Genomic DNA, 18884 nt, shown 5'->3' with positions numbered 1-18884 from the left:
GGTGGCTCCTTACCAGTTCTGTTTACCGAACCCGGATGTAATGGGGTAACGGCGATCCTTACCAAAGTTGCGAGCCGTGATGCGGGGCCCGACCGCCGCCTGACGGCGCTTGTATTCGTTGAGATCCACCAGCCGGATCACCTTGCGCACCACCGCCTCCTCGAAGCCCTCCGCCACCATGTCAGCGACCGAGGCATCCTCTTCCACGTAACGCTTGAGGATCGCATCCAGGATGTCGTACGGCGGCAGACTGTCTTGATCCACCTGATCCGGTGCCAGCTCCGCTGAAGGCGGACGGTCGATAACCCGCTGCGGGATCACGTAGTCAACCGAGTTGCGATATTCGCACAATTTGAAGACCAGCGTCTTGGGCACATCTTTCAGCACGTCGAAACCGCCCGCCATGTCACCGTACAGGGTGGCATAACCGACCGCCATTTCGCTCTTGTTACCGGTAGTCAGCACGATACGACGACGTTTGTTGGAGAGCGCCATCAGCAGCACACCGCGGCAGCGCGCCTGCAGGTTCTCTTCGGTGGTATCGCGGGTGGTGCCTTCGAACAGCGGCGCCAGCTGGGCCATAAAGCCCTCGAACATCGGCTCGATGGAGATGATATTAAACTCCACCCCCATCCGCTCGGCCTGCTCCTTGGCATCCTCCACACTCATCTGGGCGGTGTAGCGGAACGGCATCATCACCGCCTGTACCTTGTCCGCCCCGATGGCATCGGCCGCGATAGCGAGCGTCAGCGCCGAGTCGATCCCGCCGGAGAGGCCCAGCACCGCCCCCTGAAAACCGTTCTTGGTGACATAGTCACGCACCGCCAGCACCAGCGCCTGATAGGTCTCGGCCAAGGGTTCCAGCGGCGCCGCGGGTTCCCGCTCTTTCACCGGCTGGCCATCGGCAAAACGTACCAGCGCCAACTCTTCGGCAAACGGAGCGAGCTTGTGGATCAACTCGCCCTGGCTGTTGAACACCTTGGAGCAGCCGTCGAAAATCAACTCATCCTGACCACAGACCTGATTGAGATAGACCAGCGGCAGGCCAGTCTGATCGCAGCGCTCCGCCATCAGCTCGCGGCGGATCCAGGGTTTCTCCTGATCGTACGGCGACGCATTGATGGTGAGCAGCAGCTCAGCTCCTGCTGCCTTGGCGGCCAGCGCCGGGCCCGGTTGCCACAGGTCTTCACAAATGAGCAAGCCCAGTTGGTAACCACGGAACGGCACCACGCAGGTCTCGTTTGCAGCGGTGAAGTAGCGCTTCTCGTCGAATACCCCGTAGTTGGGCAAGTCTTGCTTGAAGTAACGGGCAATCAGCTTGCCCTGCTCATAGAGGGAGGCGGCGTTATAGAGCGCCTCACCTTCACGCCAGGGGTGCCCCACCAAAATGGCACAGTTGCCCTGCCATTCAGCAATGCGAGCCAGCGCGGCATCGACCCGGATCATCAGATCGGCACGCAGCAGCAAGTCTTCCGGTGGATAGCCGGTCAGGGCCAGCTCGGAGCAGACCAGCAGATCGGCACCTTGCTGCTCGGCCTGAGCCGCCGCAGCGATCACTTTGTCAGTGTTATCTTCGATGGCGCCTACCGTCAGATTCAACTGGGCAAGCATCAGAGAGAGGGCTTTTGCCATGGCGATGCATCTTAAAATCAAAAATGATGGGGAATGATAAAGAAAAGGCGCTGGCTGTGCCAGCGCCTTGGGAGGCAGAGTTACAACCGTAATGATATCGTCAAGGTGCGATGTCACAACTAGTTTGTATTGCTGGGGTTGGAGCAGGGATCGCATTTTTCAAGTCATTTGACACCATCAAAACACAGCCACCAGGAAGCGTGCCACTAGTTGGTAGGGTCAATTGCTGTCCTGCTGCAGGAACAAATTGATACTTGTTCTTGCTGAACATCAGGGTGAAAAAACTACCTGCTGGACCAGAACATGAATAGCTCGCCTCCGCTGGCGCACCAATATCTTGCACCGAGCAGGTTACGTTGCTATTGCTAACAATGTCTGTCAAATTTTTAGACGTTTGTGTACAAGGTACAGCGCTATTCACTGTCACCCTATCTTTACCTGAACCAATATACGTCGTATTCAGATCCAAGCATTTAATTACACCATTGATATTAGTTCTAGGCGACTGGGCGGAGTCTTGAATATTAACTTTCACTGTAGATACAATGGCATCAGTAATATCTTCTGGCAATATTGGACTGCCCACCACACCAGAATTACCCTGATAACTTTTTGCGGTTATAGTGATTGAATTACTAGTCGGTGGGTTACCAGAATAAGTTGAAGCATTAGCAGTTAAACGACCTCGACTATAAGTTCCATAATAATTTTTTTCAGGATCAACGACAGTCGCAATTGGCTGACTCGTCACTGTCAATTTGGTACTATTGTCACTGCTCCACTCATTGAGCAAAGTCATATTGACATCCTGAAAAGGAACCTTGGCAATATCAGGCTCCGTCACAGCGCCCTTAAATACTTCATTGGTTAAATAGCTGGGCGACATAATATCCACATAAATACCACGACTAATTAGCTGAACCGTCCCTATAGGTGTCGTCAAATCTGTGTTGGGGCTACCAGCTCTATTATTCGCTAACCAGGTATTGAATGTCTGGATAGCCGGAGATGAGGTGACAGCAGACCAAGATGCATCACTTTTGCCAGAAAATGCCGACTTTTGCCACTTTACATGCTCACGGATGACATAGGCTATATAGGCCTGATAATTCGCAAGATTGGTGGTATCGTTGAGAAACGTAGACGAAAACGTGGTAAGGCTGACCAAGTGCCAATCGGGGGCGGGGCGATATGTGCCATCCAGCCTGACGAAGCGGCAGGCATCGATATAATCACCACTGGTCACCGCTTGTAGCGATGAACCACTTAAGCGATAGCGGCCACGGGTCATATTCAACGGGGAGAAATATCCCGAAAAGCCCTTGTCAGCCACATCATAGTGCTCGCGACAGCAGGACGCGCACAGGGGCTCCTGCTTGTTGTTCCCGCTTAACCCACCGACACTCTTTACTACTTGCTCGCCTACTTTCCAATACTGCACCTTATCAGTCGCTGAATAATAGGGAATCCCCGGTAGATACGCTTTCTCAGGCGTCCCGCTGGTTGAGCAAGAACAGAGCACGGATGCTGTATCCTGCAGTGATTGCTTGTTGTTATTATCCCCCTGTGTTTGATAGGTGATCGAGTCAAACTGGATCAAGCGGCTCGTTCCCGCATTGCCGGTAATGTGTGGCAGCGGTTTACTGGTTTCTTTCTTGCTACCATTGCCAAGATCTACCGACACCACATCTGGTACAGCGCCCGGCGTATAAGTGACTTTAGGTTTGGGCCGGCTGGTATCGAGCCCCCCCCCCTGCATCTGATTAGTGGCCAGCGACTCGGTTGGCGAGACGGCACCGGAAAGCAGCAGCGAACGGGCTTGCCCCGCGCTGTCGCTCCAGCCAACCGTCACATTGATAATCTTGCGACCCGGATAGGTGTAGAGATACCCCGCCGGCATCGTGGCTGACCAGCCAGTCCCGTTCCAGTACTGATTACTGACGGTCCAGCTCAGGGAGTAGCTCCCTCCGCCATTGGTAGGCGTGGTGGTGGTGCTCCCGGCGGCAATACTGATATAGGCCGTAAGCGGCGAGACCGCGCTCACCACCCCGTTGAAAGTGCGAAACTCATCGAGTTTTGACTCCGCCAGTCGCATGGCCACCTCATAGCGGCGCCCATCCTGGGAGGAGCCCAAGAGCCCGCGCGACATGGCCACCAATCCGGCCACCCCCACGCCGAGCAACACCAGCGTGATTAAAATCTCCAACAATCCAAATCCCTTGTACTGTTTCATCCTTGCTCCTACCAATCTCGCCAACTGCCGGGCACCAAATTGATGCTCTGAAATGCAGCCCCATTTGCAATATTACTCAGCACCGTCTGATCATACTTGGCATCGAAGGTACCGTTAGCCGTCTTGCCTAGCTGGTAATTGGCGACCACGGCACCGTTGACGATGGCACCCCCCTTCAGGCTGATGTCCGTGGTTGCATCGTCGGGATCGGATGAATAGGCAAACACCATGCCGTACAGGGTAGCGTTCCCGTTGACCGTCAAGTCGCCGTTACGCACGATAAGCACGACGGGGGCGCTCACCGAGCCGATCGATCCGCCCGGTTTGCAGTCGCCATCGACAATGATCAACCCGCGCGAGGCGGTCGACAGGGAATCACAATTGTTCAGCATCTGCAGCGCCCGCGACTCCAGATTGGCCCAGCCAGTGGCATCGTCTTTCTCGTTGAACAGATACCAGACCAGATCGGTAGGAAAGGCTGAATCATTGTCCTTGATATCTGAGTTTTTATTGCCATCCCGGCTGATACTATTCGTGGCAGAACAGGGATAATCCTCCTGATGACAGGTCTGGCTAGTACCGTTGGTCAGATCAACATTATCATCGGTCCAGATGGAGAGCGGCACACCTAGCCCGCCGCCATTGGGATTGGCGACAACGGTGAAGTTGCCGGAGACGGCCATACCGCCGGCAACCGTCAGGGGGGCAGCCGGGGTCCCGGCCAACACACTCACCTTGATGGTCTTGACCTCGGCCGCCGCATTGGCGCTATTGTCGGCCAAGGTGGCCTGGGCACGCACTCGAACCGGTATCACCGTCGTCCCCCCCACGGTCAGGGCCGGCTCATCAAGCGCAAAGAGGGTATAACTACCCGCCGCCGCGCTAACCGTGACCCCGCCGCTGACGGTACGCCAGCTGGTATCCTGTACAAGCCGCCCGACCCCGTCAGCCAACCCCAACTCAGCCAACGCTAGCGCCTGACGATACTGCACCTCGTTCAGGCTGATACGGCGATCCGCTACCATCAACTTACCCACCAGCAGCGAGATGCCGAGCAGGATCAGGATAAGCAGCAAGGTAATCGTAAAGGTGGTAAAGCCGGAGTGACGTTTCATGGTATCAGTACCCGTCGTTGCGCAGCTTGATATCCCGCTGCAGGGTCAATTTAAGGGCAGTGTTTGCCTTATGCTGGCCGGTGATACTCAGACGCACAGTTCGTGCGCCGGACGAGACGCTACTGCCAAGCAGCGAGAAGGTCAGGGCCGTAACCTCTATGGTGTCATCCGTACTGAGCAGAGAGCCGGTGGTACAACTGTCGCCCAGCTTCACCCCTTTCTTTGTAGTGTCGTAGCTGTAAACAAACGTCTCATCGGCATCAAGCGAACCGTTGTCATTATCATCGTATTTCAGCCTGATGCAGCGATAAACTTGGGTGCCCGTTGACGTTTCGCTCATCAGGTCGCTGCTCGTGTCGAAATAGAAGGGGGATCTGGCCCCCGACACAGCAGCGAGAAACGATGTAGCCGCCCAATCATAACCAGCGCGCTGTCCATCACGAGCAATCATATCGGTGATGCTCTGCAACTCCTGGTTCAAACGGCTGGTCTGCATGGCGGTATGATTGGCCTTCAGAATGGTGGCAAACAGCGATGTCACTGCGGCAACCAGCAGCAAACCAGCCACCATAGCGACCATTAGCTCGACGATGTTAAAGCCATGCATCCTCAGTCGCTGCATGTAACCTCCCCCCCCAAACTACTGATAGCACAGGTGCGTACCCGGCCCAGATTGCTGGTCATGATCTTCATGCTGGCCCCATTACTGGCAAGGGTGATATTGCCACTTGGCAAGGTACCACGGCGAGGGGAAAAGGTGAGCTTGCCACCGCTATAACTGGTCGTCAGATTTACGCCAGCAAATTCACTGGCATCTGCCCCTTTGCGCCCATCCAGGGATGAGCAGGTATCGTTACAACCGGTGCAACTGCCCGCACCATCAATCGCGATGCGGTAACACCAGTTGCTCGCGCCACTGTTGAACACAATCAGGGAGAGACTGCTGTTACGCTTTATCGCCTCTGACTTAAGCAGCATCACATCTGTGTAAACGGCCTGAGTAGCCGCCTTGACCATCTGCTCCTGGCGCAATGACTGGTAACTGGGTATAGCAATGGTTAGCAGCAAGGCCACCAGAGCCACTGCGATCATCAATTCAATCATGGTAAAACCGGCGGAGCGGCTCTCTGCGCATTCCATTGGCTAAAGACTCCTTTCTTTTCGCACATGCCAGTAGAGTATGATGTCAGTACTATCCTATAGTATCTATCTGTTTAACGAACCCTGCCGCCCCCATGAGAATCAAACAATCCGGAATCACACTGCTGGAATTGATGGTAGTCGTTGCCATCGTGGCCATCATTGCCGCCGTCGCCTACCCGAGCTTTACCGACGGCCTGCGTAAATCTCGCCGGGCCGATGCCATCAAGGGCTTGCTGACCATGCAGCTCAAACAGGAAGAGTTTCGCATCTCCAATGCCAGTTACAGCAGTGCCGTAGCCAGTGTGGGCAATCCGACCAGTGATTACTACACCTTTACCATTTCTGGCGCCAGCGCCACCGCCTACACTCTGGTAGCCACCACCAAAGGGGCTCAAGTTGGTGACAAGGCTGGCAATACAGCCTGTGATACCCTGACCATCAACAAAGCTGACATCAAGACCCCCGCGGAGTGCTGGTAACTGACTACCAGCACTCGGCTGCCGTCATACTGGCCATCGATACCCCCTGCTGCCCCCCCTGATCCAGAGTCAGCAAGCCGCAGGGGTCTCCATTCATCACACCGGTCGGAATCGCAGTCAGGGTATAACGGGCCCCGCTGGCATTGAGCGCGACATGGTAATAAGCAGCCCCCCCCTCGGCAGGGTCGCCAAGCCGGCAGAGACCAGGTTACCAGCGTCGTAATTGCCATTGGCGGTAAACTCCCGCTCCAGATATTGCGCCGCTTCCAGCAGGGCCGCCTTGGCTTCGGCTCGCTTGGCAGTTGCCATGTAGCTGTTGTAACTGGGATAGGCGATCGCGGCCAGAATGGCGATGACAGCCACGACAATCATCAGCTCCATCAGGGAAAAACCGCCAGAACGCATTACTGGAGTTGCAGCCAAGATTGTCTTCCTCCCTGTTCGCCTGCGCCCTGCTCAAGGGTCACAGTGACATTGCCACTCGAACCACTCATATATTTTCGCTCTAACTCACCATCTTCAACGACACTGGGGGTCGTGGTCAGTTCATCAAACAGCTTACCACTGACCGGTACCCTGATTTGGCCGCCATTACCATCATCAATAGTCACATAATCCTTGTCATTAATCGCTCCGTCACCATTAACATCGAATACAGAGTAATTAAGCCGAGCGCCAGAAAGGGGGTCGATCTCCATTAACCAGGAGCGCCCACCAAAATCACACGCATCCAACGACGGGATCAAGGTATTAAAGATCAGCCGATTATTACGATAAATCATCTCGCTCACAACTCGCTCACCGACTCCGGTGCTGGCACCGGGCGATTTCAACTTCAGCAACCAACCACGCTTGGTCTGGTAATCAACGTTGATATTAGAGACCACCCTGGTATCAAACATTCGATTAATACCATCGGCGACAAATTCATGAGTAATAGATTGCGTAGTCAGCAACCCGGCCCCGACCTCGGTGTTATCTTTGTCCCAAATGCCATATACCGCGTCGAGGCGAGGTTGGGCGGGCACCACTTTATCGCTATTGGCGATGTAACTGCCGGTACCAAATAACACCATAACCCCCCCTTGAGGATGCCGAATCGCAACGGGGCGAATGGTCACTGGCTGACGAGTCGTCGCACTACAGCTGCCATCACACGCAGTGAATAACGGTTTACCTTGTTTTATCGCCACATCCCACTGGGCAATGTTGCCGCTAAGATCAAACTTCCACAAATTACCTTGCAGATCTCCTGCATAGACATAATCCACCACCCGATCACCATCAGCATCCACTGGCAGCGGGCTGGATAATCCATTAGGCGCTGTGGCATTGCCCATTTTGGTATCGAGCTCCTTCAACACGGCACCGGTCGCCAGATCCAGCACAAACAGGCGAGCGGTGTGGCTAATGCTGTTATAACCATTGGCCACCAACGCAACCCATTTATTGTCTGCCTTGACCCTGACTAGCGTCGATGTGGCCAGTGCCACTCCCATCTCGCCGCCATCTTTGCTGGCACGACTAAACTCCCACAGCACCTTATTGGCGGCCATATTGGTTGGGTTGGTCACATCGAGTGCAAAAACAGCGCTGCCCCCGGCACCGGTGTGACCAAGCAATACGGTTTTCCACCCATTGTTGATATAGGCGTCCCCTACTCGGGGAGAGCCATCCACAAAGTAGCGATGGTTATAAGCGGGCTGAGTCAGCGCGCTGACATGACCCAACAAGTCCGCAGGCAAATAGGCCATTTGCTCGACCCCATCCGTCGCCCGAAAACCGTGTAACATCCCATCATTGGCGCCGACATAGATCATTGGCACCCGTTGAGTTTGTAAATTGGCATTCTGGAAAAGGCGATAGGCATCGCGTTCGCTGTCGATCAACCCGGATGCGCTGGCGTAACCATAATCTTTTTTGCCGACAAACAGGGGATCCGAGTTAACGATATCACCGAGGATGCCACTGCGATTGCGCATTCCCCCCCCCTGCGCCTGCTCTTGACTTCGTTCGCCACGCAAATAGTCCAGCCGCGCCTGACCAAGCCCGTCATTATTAATGGCGAGCAAGGCTTTATTAGCATCATTCAGGGCATTCCATGTAAACTCAACCCCGGCTCCAGCTTGCCAGGTAAACACCTTTCGCACTGCAGGCTGTGGTATTTTTTGCGCCGCATCCCACAGGGTGCTGCCCAATGAACCATCTTTCGCCAAGGCAATAGCAAGCAACTGCCCAGACCAATCGCCACTGTTAAAACGTGCTTGGTAAATTTGGCTGCCATCATTGAGTCGCGTCGCATTGGCGGTGACCGAGCTGGCTGAGCTGTTACGGGCGGCAATCTGACTTAAGGTGCTACTGAGCGCCGTGGCAAATTCATCGGGATCGGTGGCACTAAAAAAATCCCCCCGGCTGTTGACTGCCGCATGCCACAGATCATCGATTTTCTCGGCATTACCGCTGGCTGGATTTGGCCAGGATGTGGGTATACCATTGGCAGGATCCTTGGTGCCGTTAACCCCAAAGCCGACCGTAAAATTGACCAGATGTTGCCAGTTGGCATTATCAGCACTGCTGGTTGGCACCTTGTTAGCCAAATCAGGGCGCAGGTCCTCTTTCCAATACTTATAAGCGACATCCGCCAGCGTATTACTGTATTTATCTCCATCAGTATCACCGACCCCCGGCGAGTCTCCATTCCAATAGCCATCGGTCATCAAAATGTTATAACTCTGACGACAGGTCAGGTGTGGTAACGCACTACCGGGTGTTGTTGCCCAAGGGCCATTATTGCTTTTGCTCTTAAAGTATTCGCCGACATCTTTGAGGGCGGTGCGTAATGGTGTCCCAGCGGCAGGGATATTACGCTCGTAGAGTGATGTGAAAAAATCGGTACGGGCGGCATCTTTGAACGCCAACACATCCTTCACTATGGTGGGATTAGCATTAATGGTCGCAAACCCCACCCGAATACCGTCGCTTTGGGTGGCAAAAGCACGTCCCACTCCGGCACGTGCCGCTAAAATTCTGGAACGATAATAGGTGTACCAGTTCGCAAAGTTTTGAATTTCTTCCTCATAGCTACAGACCGGTTTACTGGCACAATCGCTGCGAGCGGGGCGATTAGGGTAAGTGTTACCAGGGCGAATTTCTACCCGATTGTAGCTCTTATAATTTTTAACATCACCGCTTCCCTTATAGTCAAAGTAGACAGCTGGCCAGAATGTTTCTGTTCCATTTCTACTGTCAGAGGAAAATTCTTTATAGAATAATGCATTATCAGCATTAGCATACTCTTTATTGTCTACTGTCAGATTACGACAGCACGCATCAAGGTTATTGCTGGTATGAAATGGATTGTGAGGCGCACGGGTGATCGGTGCCGGAGGCATCAAGGATCCATCCGCCTTTACCCAAGGTCGATACGTGACCAGCGGATTATAATATAACTTATTATTATAGTTAGAACGGGTATAGGCATTGCGATCGTTATTACTATCAAAAGTTATCGTGTAGTTATCATAATCAGCATTGCCATATATTTTATTAGCCCTTGGGTAGACATAACGCGCATTATTTTCTATCAATGATTCCGGCATAATTTCGAAATGCATGGAACCCGAGTCATCCAGGGTAAACATAATATTGGGTTCGGCGCGCACCGCAAGATAAAGCGGCACTTGCGCCAGGTCTATCGCAGTGACAGGCAAGGTCATACTGGCCAACAACACCGACACCCATAATTTACCGTGCATGATAAGGCTCCTATCGACTGAAAGTGGTTTGCAGCAGTACCTGGCTGTCCGCTGACAAGCCAAATCCACGGGCGGTGATACGATAAAGGCGGCGCTCTCCCTGTGCTTCATCGGCGGCCAGGCTGTCATTTTGCGCCTGCGCAAAAGGGAGTCGTTCGATGTAATACTGAGGTAAGGGGCCCGCGCTACCGGCATTGGTATAGCTGCGCCAAGTGGTGGTATTGGCGTGGGGGTCCACTGCGGTGGTCAATAAATCATAGAGCCCCGCACTGTTGTCAAAAGGTCCCGGATCACCCCCATCGAGATAACGCTCCGCTTCACGCAATGCGGCTTCAGCCGCCTGTAACGCCAGTTGGGTCTCTTTGTAATTTCCGACCATTTTTTCCTGTAATAGGCCACCACGCATCCCGGCCATCGCTAGCAGACTGATCACCACCAGGAAAATCAGGCTAAGGATCAGCACCATTCCCCTTTGTTTCATCGCCTCTCTTCCCTATGGTAATCGGTTGCGCAGGGCAACGGTTGACTCAACGCTGCGATACCAGTGCAGGTCACTACTCTGAAAAGTGGCACCCGCAAAACTGATGGCTTGCGGCTTGGTGACCACACCACCTTGCTCACTGCGTAGCAGCAATGCAAAACCTATCCCGACCACATCACTCCAATCTGTCACATTATTGGCTGCTACATAACGATCGACTGCACGATCCTGATTCAGATCCTCACCATAGGTGAGCTGTAAATCCATCACCCCCTTTATTAGCAACTCACCCGGTTGTGCATTGATTTTTCGATAGAGTCCCCAATCCTGGGTGTTATTGGCGCGGGCAATATAATACATTTTGGTTTCCAGACGATGGATCATGGCTCCCGCACCAAATATCTCCTCTGCCGGTGTACTACCACCATTACCAGAAGCCCCCCCCCAATTATTAATTTTATTACCTGGGGTATATTTTTTATCTGCGGAGTGCACCACGTTAAGTTCACCGCCTGCCGTAGTCAGATTAGTGATTTGAAATACCCGAGCCTTTTGACAATCAGATACCATCACAACATCACCTTCGCACAGATCACTGTAGCCTGATTGGCCTGGCACACAATAATTGGGTCTGGTAGATAGCAACTGGGCAAAAAGCTGGGCACCATTGTTATTTTTAACTACTGGAACACCATTACCAACGGTCCCCTGAACAAGCAGAACATCAGTATTGATTTTGGGGGTTGGCTCACTACCATTAAACAAACTGGCGGCAAACGTTGGCACCGCCGAAATATTATCACCACCCCGCAAACCGACCGAAAAGTCGTAGGGGAGCGCGGTGCTGTTCAGGGTGTTGAATATTGGCACCCCTTGTTTGCTCAGACACCCCATATAAGTCGCAGGGCGCAACTCTCGCTCTAGCAGCCCGGTGGCAAAACGGCTGTTTTCCTGCACTCTGGCCAGGGTTTCTGACACCAAATAAGTGCGGTGATTACCTAAAAAAACCTGAATGATGACTCCCGCAATAAATAGCCCCAACACCAGGCTAATCATCACCTCAATCAGGCCAACACCGGCTTGTCGGCGCATTATTGCTCGTGTCATAAATCTGCCCTCAACTCGAAGCTGCGCAAATCCTCTTCACCGGCGACAGGGCGCGGCGACCACTGTATGGTCACCGTGACCCTGCCTTGAACGACCAATATTGAGCCATCTCCACTGGGTAAATTGGTCAGCATTTGTCGCCAATAGCGCAAGTCATCTGCGGCCTGCGAACTACCTGCCGGCTGCTCCCCTAGCGTGAGATCATACTGACCGGAAAGTGCGGCACCCCGATTGGCTCGCATCAAATCGACCACCAGATTGGCCGCCTGCGTGACTTCGGTACTGTTGAGTGCCGCCTGACCACTGCGTAAGGCCTGCAATTGCAACGTTGCCATCCCGAGCAGACCCACGCCCAGGATCAATACTGCAATCATCACCTCCAGCAATGAAAAACCTCTGTAACGGCCTATGAACATGGGACCTCCTGTACTGATGGTTGCCCCATAGCCGACACCGTAATTTTTCGTGCCATTGCTCCGTTACAAGGGACTGTCTGAAGGTTAAATTCCCGGCTTTGGGTATCGCGCCCAGCAAAAGCACCATTGCCAGCAAACATCAGCATCCCCGCTTGTTGACTGGTCATCTTTAATTTGTCGTTGGCAGAAAATACCCGAATAAGCTCCTGCTCTTCCGGCTGATCATTGGCATTTGCATCTACCCAGACCTGCCAACCGGCCTCCCAACGAGTGGAATTCACATTGGTCGGCAGGGCCGACAGCCTTACGGTCTGGTTACGTCTGACGGCCTCAGTGCGAGCAAGCTGCAGAGCCTGCACAAATTCGTTGCTCTGAGAGACCATATTCATACTGCCAAGCAGCGAGTTAAAGGAAGGGATGCCAACGGTCAACAACAGCGCCGTGAGCGCGATGGTGACCATCAGCTCAATGAGGGTGAAACCAGTTGGCAAGTGATATACCGCTTGCCCTATGCACTTCCTGTCCATGGTTGAAGGCATCCGAGTAGTGATCTGAAGGCTACATTAACGATAGTTTATCTTGCTTTAAGGCAAGATTCCGACCGGCAAAAGCAAATCCACTAACGACATCGTCAATGACCTTTTACAGTAACAGCTCAGAAAATCAGCACAAGCTTCTTTTTTGCACACCCCCTTTATCTACTGCAATCAAGCCGAATCAGATAATCCTCAACTCCGCAGGTACCTCAAACACCACGTTCTCTTCCCGGCCGGGGTGCTCGGCGACGACCTTGCCTCCCAGCTCCCGCAGGCGGGCAATCACGTTTTGCACCAGCACCTCGGGGGCGGATGCGCCAGCAGTGACACCGATCGCCTTCACCCCTTCCAGCCAGCTTGCCTCAATCATCGACGCATCGTCGATAAGATAGGCTCTGGCACCCACCTTCTCGGCCAGCTCGCGCAGACGGTTAGAGTTGGAGGAGTTGCGAGACCCCACCACCAGCATGGCGTCCACCAGTCCCGCCATCTCCCGCACCGCATCCTGACGGTTCTGGGTGGCGTAGCAGATGTCATCCTTGCGCGGCCCCTGGATCTTGGGGAAGTGCTTGCGCAGGGCATCGATCACGTCAGAGGTCTCATCCACGCTCAGGGTGGTCTGGGTGACGAAGCAGAGGTCATCCGGATTTTTCACCTTGAGCTTGGCGACATCTTCCGGTGTCTCCACCAGATACATGCCGCCTTCGCGATTCTCGTACTGCCCCATGGTGCCGATCACCTCGGGGTGGCCGGCGTGACCAATGAGCACAGCCTCGGAGCCCTTGCGGCTGGCGCGATGCACCTCCATGTGCACCTTGGTCACCAACGGACAGGTGGCATCGAATACCTTGAGGGCGCGGGACTTTGCCATCTCGCGCACCGTCTTGGCCACGCCGTGGGCGGAGAAGATGACAATGCTGTCATCCGGCACCTCGTCGAGCTCCTCGACGAAGACAGCGCCCGCCTCTTTCAGCTTGTTCACCACATAGCGGTTATGCACCACTTCGTGACGGACATAGATGGGGGCCCCGAACTTCTCCAGCGCGCTCTCGACAATGCTGATGGCGCGATCGACACCGGCGCAAAAACCGCGAGGGTTAGCGAGCAGAATATCCATTAGTGCACCTTCTCCTCATCATCAACGCCCAGGATCTCCACCTCGAAGGTGACGGTATGACCGGCCAGCGGGTGGTTAAAATCGACCGTGACCGACATCCCGGCTACTGCCCGGATGATGCCCGGCAGCTCGCTGCCATTGGGCTGATCGAACAGGATGATGGTGCCGACTTTTGGCTCCACATCGGCGCCAAACTTGGCACGGTCGAGATGGTAGATGTTGTCGGGATTGGAGAGACCAAAGGCCTCTTCCGGCGCCAGAGTAAAACTCTTGCGCTCCCCTTCGCTCAGCCCCAACAGGCACTGCTCGAAGGTGGGGGTCAGGCTGCCATCGCCCATCCGCAGGCGGGCTGGTTTGCCGTGCAGCGCCGTGCTGTCGGCAACCGAGCCATCTTCCAGCTTGATGGAGAAGTGGAACAACACGCTGCTGTTAGCGGTGATCTGCTGGCTCATGCCTGCTCCTTTTTCTCACCACGGAAACCGTCCAGCACAATCATGGCGGCCCCGATAAAGATAAAGCTGTCGGCCAGATTGAATGCCGGCCAGTGGGCACGCTGCCAGTAGAAGTCGAGGAAATCGACCACATGGCCCAGCACCAGTCGATCAAAGACATTGCCAAGGGCGCCACCGATGATCAGCGAATAGGCGATACCGCTCCAACGCTGGGTCACCGACTGCTTGCGCAGCCAGTTGATCAACAATCCACAGATGGCAAAAGCCAGCACCGCGAAGAACCAGCGCTGCCAGCCCCCCTGATCAGCCAGGAAGCTGAATGCGGCGCCCTTGTTGTAGACGTGAACCAGATTGAAGAAGGGGGTGATCTCCACCCCCGGGTAACCAAATGGCAGCAACTTGACCACGGCGAGCTTGCTCGCCTGGTCCAGTACAAAGGCCAACACTGCCAGCCACAGCCAACGCAGGCCACTTTTATGTTGAGTCATGTTCATCAGGCAAATTGACGCGTTTCGCCGTCACCCTCAACGTTAGTCACACAGCGACCACAGATCTCTTCATGACCCGCGATGGTGCCCACGTCTTCCACATGGTGCCAGCAGCGGTCGCACTTGGCGGCAGCAGACTGGGCCACACTCAGCCACAGGTCATCGCGCTCGGTCGCCACAGAGCCTTCCGGTGCAGTGTCAGCCACAACCACCTTGGCCTTGGAGGTGAGCAGCACGAAGCGCAGCTCATCGGCCAGCGCGTTCAGGCGCGCAGCCAGCTCCGGCTTGGCGAACAGGGTCAGTTCGGCCTGCAAGGAACCGCCGATACGCTTCTCGCCACGGGCCACTTCCAGCGCCTTGTTCACTTCACCGCGCACGGTAAGGATCTCGGCCCAGAAATCGTCGTTGAGGGTTTCACCGGCTTCCAGCCCGAACAGGCCGTCGTACCACTCTTCGGTGAAGACGAACTCGCCGCGCTCACCCGGCAGCAGTGCCCAGATCTCATCGGCAGTGAAGCTCATGATCGGCGCCATCCAGCGCACCATGGCCTCGGCGATGTGATAGAGAGCGGTCTGGCAGGAGCGACGGGCCAGGCTGTCAGCCTTGGCGGTGTACTGACGATCCTTGATGACGTCCAAGTAGAAGGAACCCATCTCGATGGAGCAGAACTGCATCAGCTTCTGGGTCACACCGTGGAAGTTGTACTCGTCGAACGCCGCCATGATCTCGGCCTGTACCGCTTTGGCACGACCGACAGCCCAGCGATCCACCACCACCATGTCGGCAGGCGCCACCATGTCGGTCGCCGGATTGAAGCCGTTCAGGTTGGCCAGCAGGAAGCGGGCGGTGTTGCGGATGCGACGATAGGCGTCGGCAGAGCGCTTGAGGATCTCGTCGGAGACAGTCATCTCGCCGGTGTAATCAGTGCTCGCGACCCACAGACGCAGGATGTCGGCGCCCAGTTTGTTCATCACGTCCTGCGGGCTGACCACGTTGCCGATGGACTTGGACATCTTGCGACCCTGACCATCCACGGTGAAGCCGTGAGTCAGTACCTGGTTGTAAGGAGCCTTGCCTTTCATCGCCACGCCGATCATCAGGGAGGACATGAACCAGCCGCGGTGCTGGTCAGAGCCTTCCAGATACATATCGGCCGGATTGCCGTTGAACTCGGGACGGGCATCGACCACGGAGGAGTGGGTTGAACCCGAGTCGAACCAGACATCCAGGGTGTCAGGCACTTTGTCGTACATGTCGGCATCAGCACCCAGCAGCTCGGCTTTGTCCAGATCCCACCAGGCCTGGATGCCGGACTGCTCGACCCGTTTGGCAACTTCGTGCATCAGGCGCACTGATTCCGGGTGCAGCTCCTGGGTCTCTTTATGGACGAACAGGGAGATGGGCACGCCCCAGGTACGCTGACGAGAGATACACCAGTCAGGACGGTTCTCGACCATCGCCTGAATGCGGTTTTTACCCCAAGCCGGTACCCAGCCGCTCTGGCCATGCTGTTTGATGCCGTCTTGCTCGATGCGCTCGATCTCTTCCAGTGCACGCTTGCGCAGACCCTTCTGCTCCATGCTGATGAACCACTGCGGGGTGGCACGGAAGATGATCGGGGTTTTGTGACGCCAGCAGTGCGGGTAGGAGTGGTTGAACACCTTGTGATGCAGCAGGGCAGCGCGCTCGGTCAGCACTTCGACCACGGAGGCGTTGGCCTTGAATACGTGCTGGCCGGCAAACAGTTCGGTATCCGGCAGGTACACGCCGTTGCTGCCAACCGGGTTGGCCACTTCCAGACCGTACTTCTGACCGACCACAAAGTCTTCCTGACCATGACCAGGAGCGGTGTGTACGGCACCGGTACCGGCATCCAGGGTGACGTGGTCACCCAGCACCACCGGCACATCGAAGCTGTAGAAAGGGTGGTTGAACCGCAGCAGCTCGAGTGCGGCGCCCTTGGCGTAGCCCAGATTGTGGAACTGCTCGATACCGGCGCGGTCCATCACGTCCTTGACCAGCTCGGCGGCCAGGATCAGACGCTCTGGATGCTCGCCTTCGACCTGCACCAGCGCATAGTCCAGATCGGCGTGCATGGCGATGGCGCGGTTGGCGGGCAGGGTCCACGGAGTGGTGGTCCAGATCACCGCAGAGATCGGGCCCTTGCCGGGGTGGCCTTCAGGGCAGTCAAACTTGGCAGCGACGGTCGCCTCATCAATGGCCTTGAAGCGCACGTCGATGGAGGGGGAGTTCTTGTCGTAGTACTCCACTTCGGCTTCGGCCAGCGCGGAGCCACAGTCGGTACACCAGTGCACCGGCTTGGAGCCTTTGTGCAGGTGACCGTTTTCAACGATCTTGGCCATGGAGCGGATGATGTTGGCTTCGGTGCCGAAATCCATGGTCAGATAGGGGTGTTCCCAGTCACCCAGCACGCCCAGCCGGATGAAGTCGGTCTTCTGCGCTTCGATCTGGGTCTTGGCGTATTTGCGGCACTCGGCGCGGAATTCGGCGGCGGAAACCTTCTCGCCCGGCTTGCCGACCATGCCTTCCACTTTCAGCTCGATAGGCAGACCGTGGCAATCCCAGCCCGGCACATAGGGGGAATCGAAACCGGAGAGTCCCTTGGACTTGATGATGATGTCTTTGAGGATCTTGTTGACCGAGTGACCAATGTGAATGTTGCCGTTAGCATAGGGGGGGCCATCGTGCAGAATGAAAGAAGGCTTGCCCGCTTTGGCGCGGCGAATCGCGCCATAGAGATCCTGATCGTACCAACGTTTCAGCATGTTGGGTTCGCGCTTGGCCAGATCGCCACGCATCGGAAACTCGGTTTCCGGAAGATTCAGGGTGTGTTTATAGTCGCTCATCAGTCCTGGGTTCCCTTCGTTTCTAAAAGAGTGCTGGGTAAATTGAATAGTGGCAGCCCGAACCAGGCTCGGGCCGCCAGGGCATCTCGTTCGATCTGCTCTTTCAAGGCAGTGAAAGAGGCAAATTTCTGCTCTTCGCGCAGCTTGTGACGAAGCAGCACCTTGACCTGCTGACCGTAAAGGTCGCCATAAAAATCAAATAGATGCACTTCCAATCTGGCTTGTGTACCACTCAAGGTCGGCCGTACACCCACATTGGCTACACCGAGGAAGGTCTTGCCGGAACATATCACTTCCACCGCAAACACGCCACCGACCGGGATCACCTGGCGCTTGAGAGACAAATTGGCGGTGGGAAAACCTATGGTGCGACCCAGCTTGTCGCCGTGGGCCACCCGGCCACTGATGGTGTAGGGGCGGCCAAGCATCAGCTCCACCTCCGCCATCCGCCCCGCCTTGAGGGCCTCACGCACCAGGGTGCTGCTGACCCGCTGCCGTTCGAGCTGGAAGCTCTGGGTACTGATCACCTCGAACCCGAAGCGATGGCCCGCCTCCTCCAGCAGGTGGAAGTCCCCTTGCCGCCCCTTGCCGAAGCGGAAATCGTCACCAACCACCAGATAGCGCACCCCGAGCTTCTCCACCAGCAACTGCTCGATGAAGGTCGAGGCCGCTTGCTCGGCAAAGCGCTGGCTGAAGCGCACGCAGAGCATGCGATCGATATGCAGTCCCTTGAGCGCTTCGTACTTCTCCCGCAACCGGCTCAACCGGGCGGGCGCCGCCGTGCCGGCAAACAGCTCCAGCGGCTGCGGTTCGAACAACATGACGCAGGCAGGCAATCCCAGTTGGGCCGCTTTATCCTTGAGACGTGTCAATACCGCATGGTGACCCTGATGAACCCCATCAAAGTTGCCAATGGTTAATACACATCCCCGGTGACGGGGCTTGAGATTGTGAATGCCGCGAATAAGCTCCATCAGTGCCTTGTGCGTTGCTGCCATGGAAATCGGCGGATTATATATCAGGCAGCAGGCAGGGTCAGCCCTCATAGCCTGATTTCAACTAT

At 55.4% G+C, this 18884-nt stretch carries 16 protein-coding genes and 1 pseudogene; 1 reads left to right on the top strand and 16 read right to left on the bottom strand.

Annotated features, from left to right (window positions below; genetic code table 11):
* Positions 1-9: 9 nt before the first annotated feature.
* The 5 genes from NMD14_03195 to NMD14_03175 all read right to left on the bottom strand — a co-directional run bounded on the left by NMD14_03195 (position 10) and on the right by NMD14_03175 (position 6120).
* On the bottom strand, positions 10-1632 hold the full coding sequence (locus NMD14_03195; protein XEI33460.1) for an NAD+ synthase: 1623 nt from the start codon (positions 1630-1632) through the stop codon (positions 10-12).
* A 100-nt stretch (positions 1633-1732) separates the two neighbouring features.
* On the bottom strand, positions 1733-3865 hold the full coding sequence (locus NMD14_03190; protein ID XEI33459.1) for a prepilin-type N-terminal cleavage/methylation domain-containing protein: 2133 nt from the start codon (positions 3863-3865) through the stop codon (positions 1733-1735).
* Positions 3866-3873: 8 nt separating this feature from the next.
* Positions 3874-4980 carry a hypothetical protein gene (locus NMD14_03185; protein ID XEI33458.1) on the bottom strand — a complete coding sequence of 369 codons (1107 nt, stop codon included), beginning with the start codon at positions 4978-4980 and terminating at the stop codon, positions 3874-3876.
* Between the two features lie 4 nt (positions 4981-4984).
* Positions 4985-5602 (bottom strand): type IV pilin, encoded by a 618-nt coding sequence (locus tag NMD14_03180; protein ID XEI33457.1) that lies wholly within the window; start codon positions 5600-5602, stop codon positions 4985-4987.
* Positions 5590-6120 (bottom strand): GspH/FimT family pseudopilin, encoded by a 531-nt coding sequence (locus NMD14_03175; protein ID XEI33456.1) that lies wholly within the window; start codon positions 6118-6120, stop codon positions 5590-5592. Before NMD14_03175 ends, NMD14_03180 begins: the two co-directional genes overlap by 13 nt.
* Before the next feature lie 95 nt (positions 6121-6215).
* Between NMD14_03175 and NMD14_03170 the strand changes: the two genes are divergently transcribed.
* A complete protein-coding gene (locus NMD14_03170) occupies positions 6216-6602 on the top strand; it encodes a type IV pilin protein (protein XEI33455.1) in 387 nt (128 codons plus the stop codon).
* 4 nt (positions 6603-6606) lie between these two features.
* Here the strand turns inward: NMD14_03170 and tppA are convergent.
* From tppA to ribF, 11 genes and pseudogenes are all read right to left on the bottom strand, one after another.
* A pseudogene (gene tppA, locus NMD14_03165) lies at positions 6607-7007 on the bottom strand (type IVa pilus pseudopilin TppA).
* Positions 7007-10357, bottom strand: a complete 3351-nt coding sequence (locus NMD14_03160) for a PilC/PilY family type IV pilus protein (GenBank protein XEI33454.1) — start codon at positions 10355-10357, stop codon at positions 7007-7009. Before NMD14_03160 ends, tppA begins: the two are co-directional and overlap by 1 nt.
* A gap of 10 nt (positions 10358-10367) precedes the next feature.
* Positions 10368-10838, bottom strand: coding sequence for a pilus assembly protein (locus NMD14_03155; GenBank protein ID XEI33453.1), 471 nt, complete (start codon positions 10836-10838; stop codon positions 10368-10370).
* Positions 10839-10850: 12 nt separating this feature from the next.
* On the bottom strand, positions 10851-11930 hold the full coding sequence (locus NMD14_03150) for a PilW family protein (protein XEI33452.1): 1080 nt from the start codon (positions 11928-11930) through the stop codon (positions 10851-10853).
* A gap of 11 nt (positions 11931-11941) precedes the next feature.
* Positions 11942-12355, bottom strand: a complete 414-nt coding sequence (gene pilV, locus NMD14_03145) for a type IV pilus modification protein PilV (GenBank protein ID XEI34704.1) — start codon at positions 12353-12355, stop codon at positions 11942-11944.
* Positions 12352-12888, bottom strand: a complete 537-nt coding sequence (locus tag NMD14_03140; protein ID XEI33451.1) for a GspH/FimT family pseudopilin — start codon at positions 12886-12888, stop codon at positions 12352-12354. Before NMD14_03140 ends, pilV begins: the two co-directional genes overlap by 4 nt.
* Positions 12889-13078: 190 nt before the next feature.
* Positions 13079-14014 (bottom strand): 4-hydroxy-3-methylbut-2-enyl diphosphate reductase, encoded by a 936-nt coding sequence (gene ispH / locus NMD14_03135; GenBank protein ID XEI33450.1) that lies wholly within the window; start codon positions 14012-14014, stop codon positions 13079-13081.
* Positions 14014-14466, bottom strand: coding sequence for an FKBP-type peptidyl-prolyl cis-trans isomerase (gene fkpB, locus NMD14_03130; GenBank protein ID XEI33449.1), 453 nt, complete (start codon positions 14464-14466; stop codon positions 14014-14016). The genes ispH and fkpB overlap by 1 nt, the downstream gene beginning before the upstream one ends.
* Positions 14463-14960: a signal peptidase II gene (lspA, locus tag NMD14_03125; GenBank protein ID XEI33448.1), complete on the bottom strand. Its 498-nt coding sequence runs from the start codon at positions 14958-14960 to the stop codon at positions 14463-14465. Before lspA ends, fkpB begins: the two co-directional genes overlap by 4 nt.
* Positions 14960-17821 (bottom strand): isoleucine--tRNA ligase, encoded by a 2862-nt coding sequence (gene ileS / locus NMD14_03120; protein ID XEI33447.1) that lies wholly within the window; start codon positions 17819-17821, stop codon positions 14960-14962. The genes lspA and ileS overlap by 1 nt, the downstream gene beginning before the upstream one ends.
* On the bottom strand, positions 17821-18795 hold the full coding sequence (gene ribF, locus NMD14_03115; GenBank protein ID XEI34703.1) for a bifunctional riboflavin kinase/FAD synthetase: 975 nt from the start codon (positions 18793-18795) through the stop codon (positions 17821-17823). The genes ileS and ribF overlap by 1 nt, the downstream gene beginning before the upstream one ends.
* Positions 18796-18884 lie beyond the last annotated feature (89 nt).

This window comes from Aeromonas veronii, from assembly GCA_041319085.1.
GTDB classification, from domain to species: domain Bacteria; phylum Pseudomonadota; class Gammaproteobacteria; order Enterobacterales; family Aeromonadaceae; genus Aeromonas; species Aeromonas veronii_F.
Note: the sequence above shows the minus strand (reverse complement) of the source record. Positions and strands in the feature narration are given on the sequence as shown.

Coding starts and splice junctions, on each gene's coding strand:
- NMD14_03195 (XEI33460.1), bottom strand. CDS start 1,632: ATGGCAAAAGCCCTCTCTCTGATGCTTGCCCAGTTGAATCTGACGGTA.
- NMD14_03190 (XEI33459.1), bottom strand. CDS start 3,865: ATGAAACAGTACAAGGGATTTGGATTGTTGGAGATTTTAATCACGCTG.
- NMD14_03185 (XEI33458.1), bottom strand. CDS start 4,980: ATGAAACGTCACTCCGGCTTTACCACCTTTACGATTACCTTGCTGCTT.
- NMD14_03180 (XEI33457.1), bottom strand. CDS start 5,602: ATGCAGCGACTGAGGATGCATGGCTTTAACATCGTCGAGCTAATGGTC.
- NMD14_03175 (XEI33456.1), bottom strand. CDS start 6,120: ATGGAATGCGCAGAGAGCCGCTCCGCCGGTTTTACCATGATTGAATTG.
- NMD14_03170 (XEI33455.1), top strand. CDS start 6,216: ATGAGAATCAAACAATCCGGAATCACACTGCTGGAATTGATGGTAGTC.
- NMD14_03160 (XEI33454.1), bottom strand. CDS start 10,357: ATGCACGGTAAATTATGGGTGTCGGTGTTGTTGGCCAGTATGACCTTG.
- NMD14_03155 (XEI33453.1), bottom strand. CDS start 10,838: ATGAAACAAAGGGGAATGGTGCTGATCCTTAGCCTGATTTTCCTGGTG.
- NMD14_03150 (XEI33452.1), bottom strand. CDS start 11,930: ATGCGCCGACAAGCCGGTGTTGGCCTGATTGAGGTGATGATTAGCCTG.
- NMD14_03140 (XEI33451.1), bottom strand. CDS start 12,888: ATGGACAGGAAGTGCATAGGGCAAGCGGTATATCACTTGCCAACTGGT.
- ispH (XEI33450.1), bottom strand. CDS start 14,014: ATGGATATTCTGCTCGCTAACCCTCGCGGTTTTTGCGCCGGTGTCGAT.
- fkpB (XEI33449.1), bottom strand. CDS start 14,466: ATGAGCCAGCAGATCACCGCTAACAGCAGCGTGTTGTTCCACTTCTCC.
- lspA (XEI33448.1), bottom strand. CDS start 14,960: ATGAACATGACTCAACATAAAAGTGGCCTGCGTTGGCTGTGGCTGGCA.
- ileS (XEI33447.1), bottom strand. CDS start 17,821: ATGAGCGACTATAAACACACCCTGAATCTTCCGGAAACCGAGTTTCCG.
- ribF (XEI34703.1), bottom strand. CDS start 18,795: ATGGAGCTTATTCGCGGCATTCACAATCTCAAGCCCCGTCACCGGGGA.